Annotated in this window: 9 protein-coding genes; all 9 read left to right on the top strand. The window is 64.0% G+C overall.

Going from position 1 to position 8794, the window contains the following annotated elements:
• Positions 1-321: 321 nt before the first annotated feature.
• Positions 322-750: a CopD family protein gene (locus KW835_RS24915; protein ID WP_218387402.1), complete on the top strand. Its 429-nt coding sequence runs from the start codon at positions 322-324 to the stop codon at positions 748-750.
• A 13-nt stretch (positions 751-763) separates the two neighbouring features.
• Positions 764-1861 carry a VanZ family protein gene (locus KW835_RS24920; protein ID WP_218387403.1) on the top strand — a complete coding sequence of 366 codons (1098 nt, stop codon included), beginning with the start codon at positions 764-766 and terminating at the stop codon, positions 1859-1861.
• A 208-nt stretch (positions 1862-2069) separates the two neighbouring features.
• A complete protein-coding gene (locus KW835_RS24925; protein WP_218387404.1) occupies positions 2070-2417 on the top strand; it encodes a ferredoxin in 348 nt (115 codons plus the stop codon).
• An 87-nt stretch (positions 2418-2504) separates the two neighbouring features.
• A complete protein-coding gene (locus KW835_RS24930; protein ID WP_218387405.1) occupies positions 2505-3158 on the top strand; it encodes a serine aminopeptidase domain-containing protein in 654 nt (217 codons plus the stop codon).
• A 147-nt stretch (positions 3159-3305) separates the two neighbouring features.
• Positions 3306-4475, top strand: a complete 1170-nt coding sequence (locus KW835_RS24935) for a D-alanyl-D-alanine carboxypeptidase family protein (protein ID WP_218387406.1) — start codon at positions 3306-3308, stop codon at positions 4473-4475.
• A gap of 385 nt (positions 4476-4860) precedes the next feature.
• Positions 4861-5238 (top strand): 30S ribosomal protein S12, encoded by a 378-nt coding sequence (rpsL, locus tag KW835_RS24940; RefSeq protein WP_015012185.1) that lies wholly within the window; start codon positions 4861-4863, stop codon positions 5236-5238.
• A 172-nt stretch (positions 5239-5410) separates the two neighbouring features.
• Entirely contained in the window at positions 5411-5884 is a 474-nt protein-coding gene (rpsG, locus tag KW835_RS24945) for a 30S ribosomal protein S7 (RefSeq protein WP_005798541.1), read from the top strand.
• Between the two features lie 154 nt (positions 5885-6038).
• Positions 6039-8141, top strand: a complete 2103-nt coding sequence (gene fusA, locus KW835_RS24950; protein ID WP_218387408.1) for an elongation factor G — start codon at positions 6039-6041, stop codon at positions 8139-8141.
• 226 nt (positions 8142-8367) lie between these two features.
• Positions 8368-8794: GTP-binding protein (locus KW835_RS24955; protein WP_139235396.1), on the top strand; the 427-nt coding region annotated here is incomplete at its 3' end.

Here is an 8794-nt window from a genome sequence, read left to right on the forward strand (position 1 = left end):
ACCGGCGCGCAACGCGCCGGTCTTGAACCTGCTCAGGCCCACTTCGCTGGAGCACGGGAGCCCCTGGAAATGCCGCTTGTAACATGGTGTTTCCGGTGCTAAATTGGCGCCGGGCAGCACCCTGCCCCCCGCTTTTCCTCCCTGAGCGGGGCCTTGCATTGCAGCGATGCAAAAGAGGCTTCCCGGCCCGGCGTACCTGCCGGGCTTCTTTTTTGGGTGGTAGCAGGCTCCGAATGCCTGAGGGGTGCACGCCACACCGTTCAGCGCCTCTGCGCAGGTTTTCGTGCCCAAAGGGTACCGAACGGCCCTTAAACTGCCTGCATGCTCTGGGTAAAAGCCTTTCACATCGTCTTCGTGGCCAGCTGGTTTGCCGGCCTGTTCTATCTTCCGCGCATCTTCGTCAACCTGGCCATGGTGGCTCCGGGTTCGGCGGCAGAGCGCGATCGTCTGCTGCTCATGGCGCGAAAGCTGTTGCGCTTCACCACGCTGCTGGCGGTGCCCGCGCTGGCGCTGGGCGCCTGGCTGTGGCTGGGCTACGGCATCGGCCGCGGCCCTGGCAATGGGTGGATGCACGCCAAGCTGGCGGTGGTCGTGCTGGTGATCGGCTACCACCACGCCTGCAGTGTGCTGCTGCGCAAGCTGGCCGACGGCACCAGCCGCAGGAGCCACGCGTGGTTCCGCTGGTTCAACGAGGTGCCGGTGGTGCTGCTGTTGTGCGCGGTGGTGCTGGTCGTCGTCAAGCCGTTCTGAGTCCGGGAGGCCGGTGCACAAGACCTCCGCCTGGCCCCTGGCGCTGATCTATGCGGCGCTGATCGTTTTTGCCAGCCTGTTCCCGTTCGACGGCTGGCGCGCCCAGGGCATCGACCCGCTGGTTTTCCTGCTGGCCCGCCTGCCGCCCCCGTACTGGACGGGCTTTGACGTGGCCACCAACGTGGTGGGCTACGCCCCGCTGGGCTTTCTGCTGGTGCTGGGCATGCTGCGCTCGGGCTGGCCGCGGGGCGCGGTGTGGCTGGCCACGCTGGCGGGCGGGCTGCTGTCGCTCTCCATGGAGTTTCTGCAGATCTACCTGCCCCGGCGCGTGCCGTCCAATCTGGACCTGCTGCTCAACATCGGGGGCACCTTGGCGGGCGCCTTGGTCGCTGCGCTGCTCGAGCGCATGGGCGCCATCGACCGCTGGAGCGACTTCCGGGGGCGCTGGTTCGTGAGCGACGCCAGCGGCGCCATCGTGCTGCTGGCGCTGTGGCCGCTGGCGCTGCTGTTCCCGGCAGCCGTGCCCTTCGGGCTGGGCCAGGTGCTGGAGCGGCTCGAAGGATCGCTGATCGAGATCCTGGCCGACACGCCCTTCCTGGAGTGGGTGCCGCTGCGCGAGGCGCCGTTCGAGCCGCTGTCGCCCGGCGGCGAGTTGCTGTGCGTCACGCTGGGGCTGCTGATCCCGTGCCTGCTGGGCTATTGCGTGATCCGCCAGATGGGCCGCCGGGCGCTGTTCGCGCTGGGGGTGGTGGCCATCGGTGTCACTCTGACGGCCCTGTCGGCGGCGCTCAGCTGGGGCCCCGTGCATGCCTGGGAATGGATGGGTCTGCCTACGCGCGTGGGTATGTGGGGCGCCTTGGTCCTGGCGATGCTGATGCTGGGTCTGCCCCGCCGTGCCTGCGCCGCTGTGCTGCTGGTGGCTCTGGCCTGGCACCTGGCGCTGCTCAATCAGGCGCCCACCAGTGCCTACTTTGCCCAGACCCTGCAGATCTGGGAGCAGGGGCGGTTCATCCGCTTCTATGGGCTGGGCCAGTGGCTCGGCTGGTTGTGGCCGTACGCGGCGCTTTTGTATGTGCTGGTGCGGGTGTCGAAGAAGGAACGCACCCCTTGAGCCGCCTGAGGCGTCTCGGTGCGTACGCCAGAGGCGACCGCTCTTCGTTGCCGTCCAGGCCTGCGCAGGCAGGCCTGGAGCCGCGGCACTCAGCCCCTCTCTTGCGCTGCGCGCGGGAGGGGGACGCACCCGGTGGGCTGGCGAAGCCAGATCCACGGGCGCACTGGCCTGGCGCGCGCCAGTTGCGGCGGGTTCGTAAAATGTCGGCATGAGCGACAACCCTACTGCGCCGGGCTACTACCAGCGCCACATCTTTTTCTGTCTGAACGACCGCACCAACGGCGAAGACAGCTGTGCCCACCACAACGCGCAGGCGGGTTTTGACCGCTGCAAGGCGCAGGTCAAGGCTGCCGGACTGGCAGGCGCTGGCAAGGTCCGCGTGAACAAGGCCGGCTGCCTGGACCGGTGCGCGGGCGGGCCTGTCGCCGTGGTCTACCCCGAGGGCACCTGGTACACCTATGTGGACACGGCTGACATCGACGAAATCGTCGAGTCGCACCTCAAGAACGGCCAGGTGGTGGAACGCCTGGTCACGCCGGCGGAACTTGGGCGCTGAAAGCGCATCTGTCCCTGGTATTGAATGTTTTTGGCTGCCAGCGCTTGACCATCTTGCGCAGGTAGCTATGGATTAAGTAGCAAAACCGTGAATGCACAGACCGAACGCCTGACCCTCACCGGCGCTGCAGGCGCCATCGAGGCCGTGCGCGACAGCGCCGTTCTGGCCGATGGGATGGCTGCCCCGCGCGGCGTGGCCATCATCGCCCACCCGCACCCTCTGTTTGGCGGCACCATGGACAACAAGGTGGTGCAGACCATTGCGCGGGCCTTCGTGCACTGCGGCTGGACCGCCGTGCGCTTCAACTTCCGCGGTGTGGGGGCCACGGCCGGCGTGCACGACGACGGCCAGGGCGAACTGCAGGACCTGCTGGCCGTGATCGAACAGGTCGCGCCTGCGGCCGAGGGCCAGCGCATTGCGCTGGCGGGGTTCTCGTTCGGCGCCTTCGTCACCAGCCATGCGCTGGCCGCGCTATGGCCCGAGGGCCGCGTCGACACCGCCGTGCTCGTGGGCACCGCAGCCAGCCGCTTTGCCGTGGCTCCGGTGCCCCCCGAGGCCCACCAGCGCACCCTGGTCGTGCACGGCGAGGCGGATGACACCGTGCCGCTGTCTGCGGTCATGGACTGGGCGCGGCCACAGATACTGCCTGTCACAGTCATTCCCGCAGGGGGGCATTTCTTTCACGGACAATTGCCGCTTCTGAAAAATCTGGTGGTGCGCCACCTGCAGGCAGCAGCTTGAGAGGCTCGCTCACGGCGGGCGTTGTCGCCTGCCCTGGCGGGCCTGGCACCCGTGCCGTACCCGCACCCCGCGCATTGCCCAGCGTTTCCTGTCTCTCTCCCTTCCTTCCTTCCTTCATCCATCCCATCCCAGCCCAGTCTCCCGCCCATGAAACGAATCCTGTCCACGCTGCGGTCCCTCGCCGTCTTTGCCGCAGTGGCCCCGGCCGCCTTTGGCGCTTTCGCCCAGGCGCCCCAGCCCCCTGAAATCGCCGCGCGCACCTACCTGCTGGTGGATGTGACCGCCAATCAGGTGCTGGCCGCCAAGGACATCGACGCGCCGGTCGAGCAGGCGTCGCTCACCAAGCTCATGACGGGCTACCTGGTGTTCGACGCGCTGCGCGCCAAGAAAATATCGCTGGAGCAGAAACTGCCCGTGAGCGTGCGTGCCTGGAAGATGCCGGGTTCGCGCATGTTCATCGACCCCAAGATGCAGGTGCCGGTCGAAGACCTGATCAAGGGCATGATCGTGCAGTCCGGCAACGACGCCACCATGGCCCTCGCCGAAGGCGTGGGCGGCACGGCCGAGAACTTCGTCAAGCTCATGAACGACCAGGCGCAGGCCCTGGGCATGAAGGGCACGAGCTACAAGAACCCCGAAGGCCTGACCGAACCCGGCCACACCACCACGGCGCGCGACCTGTCCGTGCTGGCCATGCGCCTGATGAAGGACTTTCCGGAGTACATGCACTACTACGCCACCAAGCAGTACAGCTATCCGGGCACGCCGGCGTCCAACGGCACCAACCGCAATTCGCTGCTGTTCCGCGACCCGACGGTCGATGGCCTCAAGACCGGCCACACGGCCGCTGCCGGCTACTGCCTGGTGGCCACGTCCAAGCGTGAGTTCCCGGGCGTGGGCCAGCGCCGCCTGCTGTCCATCGTGCTGGGCGCCGCCAGCGAGAATGCACGCGCCAACGAAAGCCAGAAGCTGCTGAACTGGGGCTACACCGCGTTCGAGGCGGTCAAGCTGTTCGACGCCGGCAAGCCGGTGGCGACGCCCGCCGTCTGGAAGGGCACCGAGAGCACGCTCAAGATCGGCCGCGAAGAAGCCATCGTGGTCGCCGTGCCCTCGGGCAGCGCCGGCAAGATCGCCACCCAGATCGTGCGCCCCGACCCCCTGGTGGCGCCGTATACCAAGGGCCAGTCCATCGGAACGCTCAAGGTCGCGCTGGGCGAGCAGACGCTGGCGGAAGTGCCCCTGGTCGCCCTGGAAGAAGTCCCGCAGGCTGGCTTCCTGGGTCGTGCCTGGGACGCGATACGCCTCTGGATAAAGTAGCAGGTACATCCCCCTGAGGCGCTTCGCCTCGGAGCCACCGCCAGAGGCGCCGGCTCTTCGGGCACGTCCAAGCCTGCGCAGGCAGGCTTGGAGCCGCGGCCCTCAGCCCCCTCTCGAATGGCTGCGCCATTCGGGAAGGGGACACCGCCAGCGCACGCAAGCGAAGCGCTGCATACGCAGCGGGGAGGCCCTTGCGCGGCGGCCCTGGCATGGGCCGCGCACCTTTACAGGGCGTGCCGCGTGTGGTGCATGGGCCTTCAGAGAAAAGAAGCCGAGCGCTTGCCCGTTTTGGGGCTTGCTGCTACATTAGAAGGCTTTTCGGAATTTCCGAAGGGATTCACGTTTTCGCTTTCACGAAGCAAATTCACGTTTAGGGACGTATTTCATGCCAACCATCAATCAACTGGTCCGTCAGGGGCGCGAGGTCGAAAAGACCAAGTCGAAAAGCCCTGCGATGGAAAACTCTCCACAGCGCCGTGGCGTGTGCACCCGTGTGTACACCACGACGCCTAAGAAGCCTAACTCCGCTCTGCGTAAGGTCGCCAAGGTGCGCCTGACCAACGGTTTCGAGGTGATCTCCTACATCGGCGGTGAAGGCCACAACCTGCAGGAACACAGCGTGGTGCTGGTTCGCGGCGGTCGTGTCAAGGACTTGCCTGGTGTGCGTTACCACATCGTGCGCGGCTCGCTTGACCTGCAAGGCGTCAAGGACCGTAAGCAAGCGCGCTCCAAGTACGGCGCGAAGAAGCCAAAGGCCAAGTAAGCCCTGGCCTTCTGGTCTGAAGAATTTTCGGTGCTGTCTCCCGCGTGGCGCGGTGAAGCAGCGTAGTGACCCCAAACGCAGGTGTTCTGCGCGGGTCGAGTAAGTGGGAGTCCTTCATTGGCTCTCGCGGTGTCTGAAAAGATGCCAACTGAAGCAAAGATAGAGGTAAAAAATGCCACGTCGTCGCGAAGTCCCCAAACGTGAAATCCTGCCGGATCCCAAGTTCGGCAATGTAGAGCTGTCCAAATTCATGAACGTGATCATGGAAGGCGGCAAGAAGGCTGTTGCAGAGCGCATCATTTACGGTGCCCTGGAACTGATCGAGAAGAAGCACCCTGACAAGGACCCCCTGGAGGCTTTCACCGTTGCCATCAACAACGTGAAGCCCATGGTGGAAGTGAAGTCCCGCCGCGTCGGTGGTGCCAACTACCAGGTGCCCGTGGAAGTGCGTCCTGTGCGCCGCCTGGCCCTGTCGATGCGCTGGATCAAGGAAGCCGCCCGCAAGCGCGGCGAAAAGTCGATGGCCCAACGCCTGGCCAACGAGCTGCTGGAAGCCACCGAAGGCCGTGGCGGTGCCATGAAGAAGCGTGACGAAGTGCACCGCATGGCCGAAGCCAACAAGGCATTCAGCCACTTCCGCTTCTAAGCGAATCGACGACCGGTCTCGTCGCCAAGCGCAAGGCTGCCGGCATTTCTGCCTGCAGCCTTGTGGCGATTGAGGCGGTCACAAAATTGACGGAGCGCCGCCCCACAATGGCTGCCCCGTCCCCTGAATAACACGACCCATCCAAGGACTCACCATGGCTCGCAAGACCCCCATCGAGCGCTACCGCAATATCGGTATCTCGGCCCACATCGACGCTGGCAAGACCACGACGACCGAACGTATCCTGTTCTACACCGGTGTGAACCACAAGATCGGTGAAGTGCACGATGGCGCTGCCACCATGGACTGGATGGAGCAAGAGCAAGAGCGCGGCATCACGATCACGTCGGCTGCCACGACCTGCTTCTGGAAGGGCATGGACATGTCCTACCCCGAGCACCGCTTCAACATCATCGACACTCCCGGCCACGTGGACTTCACGATCGAAGTGGAGCGTTCCATGCGCGTGCTGGACGGCGCCTGCATGGTGTACTGCGCCGTGGGTGGCGTGCAGCCCCAGTCGGAAACCGTCTGGCGCCAGGCCAACAAGTACAAGGTGCCCCGTCTCGCATTCGTCAACAAGATGGACCGTACGGGCGCCAACTTCTTCAAGGTCTATGACCAGATGCGCCTGCGCCTGAAGGCCAACCCCGTGCCCGTGGTGATCCCGATCGGCGCGGAAGACAACTTCACCGGCGTGGTCGACCTGCTCAAGATGAAGGCCATCATCTGGGACGAAGCCTCGCAAGGCATGAAGTTCACCTTCGAAGAAATCCCTGCCGACCTGGTGGAGTCCGCCAAGGAATGGCGCGAGAAGATGGTCGAAGCCGCTGCTGAAGCGTCCGAAGAGCTGATGAACAAGTACCTGGAAGAGGGCGACCTCTCCGAGGAAGAGATCAAGACCGGTCTGCGCACGCGCACGATCGCGACCGAAATCCAGCCGATGCTGTGCGGCACCGCGTTCAAGAACAAGGGCGTGCAGCGCATGCTGGACGCTGTGATCGACTACCTGCCGGCACCCACCGACATCGATGATGTGACGGGTACCGACGAAGACGAAAACCCAGTGACCCGCAAGGCGGACGACAACGAGAAGTTCTCGGCCCTGGCGTTCAAGCTGATGACCGACCCATTCGTGGGTCAGCTGACCTTCGTGCGCGTGTACTCGGGCGTGCTCTCCAAGGGCGACACCGTCTACAACCCGATCAAGGGCAAGAAGGAGCGTATCGGCCGTATCGTGCAGATGCACGCCAACGAGCGCCTGGAAGTCGAAGAAATCCGCGCCGGCGACATCGCTGCCTGCGTGGGCCTCAAGGACGTGACCACCGGCGAAACGCTGAGCGACATCGACTCCCAGATCATTCTGGAGCGCATGGTGTTCCCTGAGCCCGTGATCACGCAGGCCGTGGAGCCCAAGACGAAGACCGACCAGGAAAAGATGGGCATCGCCCTGCAGCGCCTGGCCGCCGAGGATCCATCTTTCCGCGTGAAGACCGACGAAGAGTCTGGCCAGACCCTGATTGCCGGCATGGGCGAGCTCCACCTGGAAATCATCGTGGACCGCATGAAGCGCGAGTTCGGCGTGGAAGCCAACGTGGGCAAGCCCCAGGTGGCCTATCGCGAAACCATCCGCAAGACGGTGGAAGAGGCCGAAGGCAAGTTCGTGCGCCAGTCCGGCGGTAAGGGCCAGTATGGCCACGTCGTGCTCAAGATCGAGCCGAACGAAGCCGGCAAGGGCAACGAATTCGTCGATGCCATCAAGGGCGGCGTGGTTCCTCGCGAATTCATCCCTGCGGTGGAAAAGGGCTTCCACGAAGCCGTCACGCAAGGCGTGCTGGCCGGTTATCCCGTGGTGGACGTCAAGGTCACGCTGCACTTCGGTTCGTACCACGATGTGGACTCGAACGAACTGGCGTTCAAGATGGCTGCCATTTTCGGCTTCAAGGAAGGCTGCAAGAAGGCCGGTCCCGTCATCCTGGAACCCATGATGGCCGTGGAAGTGGAAACGCCTGAAGACTACGCTGGCACCGTGATGGGTGACCTGTCTTCCCGCCGTGGCATGGTCCAGGGCATGGACGACATCCCGGGTGGTGGCAAGGCCATCCGCGCTGAAGTGCCGCTGTCCGAAATGTTTGGCTACTCGACCTCGCTGCGCTCCGCAACGCAAGGCCGTGCTACCTACACGATGGAATTCAAGCACTACAGCGAAGCCCCCCGCAACGTGTCCGAAGCCATCATGGCTGCACGCACCAAGTAATTGGTGTGCGGTGAAAGGCCTGCATAGCTGCAGGCCTTTCGTCTTTGTTTTGTGATTCAAATTCGCTGCTAGCGCTTGTCCATCAAGCGCAAACAGCTATGTAAGTAATAGCAAGATTCTTGCAATCTGCGACCCGGTGCCGTCCTGTTGCCCTGTGCGGGACGAATCAGCAATCGGGTGCAGACGTTAAACCCCGACACAGGCATTGCTCTTTGGAGATTCAAAAATGGCAAAAGGTAAGTTCGAACGTACCAAGCCCCACGTCAACGTGGGCACGATCGGCCACGTGGACCATGGCAAGACGACGCTGACGGCAGCGATCGCCACGGTGCTGTCCGCCAAGTTCGGCGGCGAAGCCAAGAAGTACGACGAAATCGATGCGGCGCCTGAAGAAAAGGCCCGCGGCATCACGATCAACACCGCCCACGTGGAATACGAAACGGCCAACCGCCACTACGCCCACGTGGACTGCCCTGGCCACGCCGACTATGTGAAGAACATGATCACCGGCGCTGCCCAGATGGACGGCGCCATCCTGGTGTGCTCGGCCGCTGACGGCCCCATGCCCCAGACCCGCGAGCACATCCTGCTGGCTCGCCAAGTGGGCGTGCCTTACATCATCGTGTTCCTGAACAAGTGCGACATGGTCGACG

Origin of the sequence: Acidovorax sp. sic0104 (genome assembly GCF_019219095.1) — a bacterium.
In the GTDB taxonomy this organism is placed as follows: Bacteria; Pseudomonadota; Gammaproteobacteria; order Burkholderiales; family Burkholderiaceae_C; genus Acidovorax.

Bases quoted from the DNA above. Each gene is read 5' to 3' on its own strand.
- fusA (WP_218387408.1), top strand. From the start codon at position 6,039: ATGGCTCGCAAGACCCCCATCGAGCGCTACCGCAATATCGGTATCTCG.
- KW835_RS24925 (WP_218387404.1), top strand. From the start codon at position 2,070: ATGAGCGACAACCCTACTGCGCCGGGCTACTACCAGCGCCACATCTTT.
- KW835_RS24935 (WP_218387406.1), top strand. From the start codon at position 3,306: ATGAAACGAATCCTGTCCACGCTGCGGTCCCTCGCCGTCTTTGCCGCA.
- rpsG (WP_005798541.1), top strand. From the start codon at position 5,411: ATGCCACGTCGTCGCGAAGTCCCCAAACGTGAAATCCTGCCGGATCCC.
- KW835_RS24915 (WP_218387402.1), top strand. From the start codon at position 322: ATGCTCTGGGTAAAAGCCTTTCACATCGTCTTCGTGGCCAGCTGGTTT.
- rpsL (WP_015012185.1), top strand. From the start codon at position 4,861: ATGCCAACCATCAATCAACTGGTCCGTCAGGGGCGCGAGGTCGAAAAG.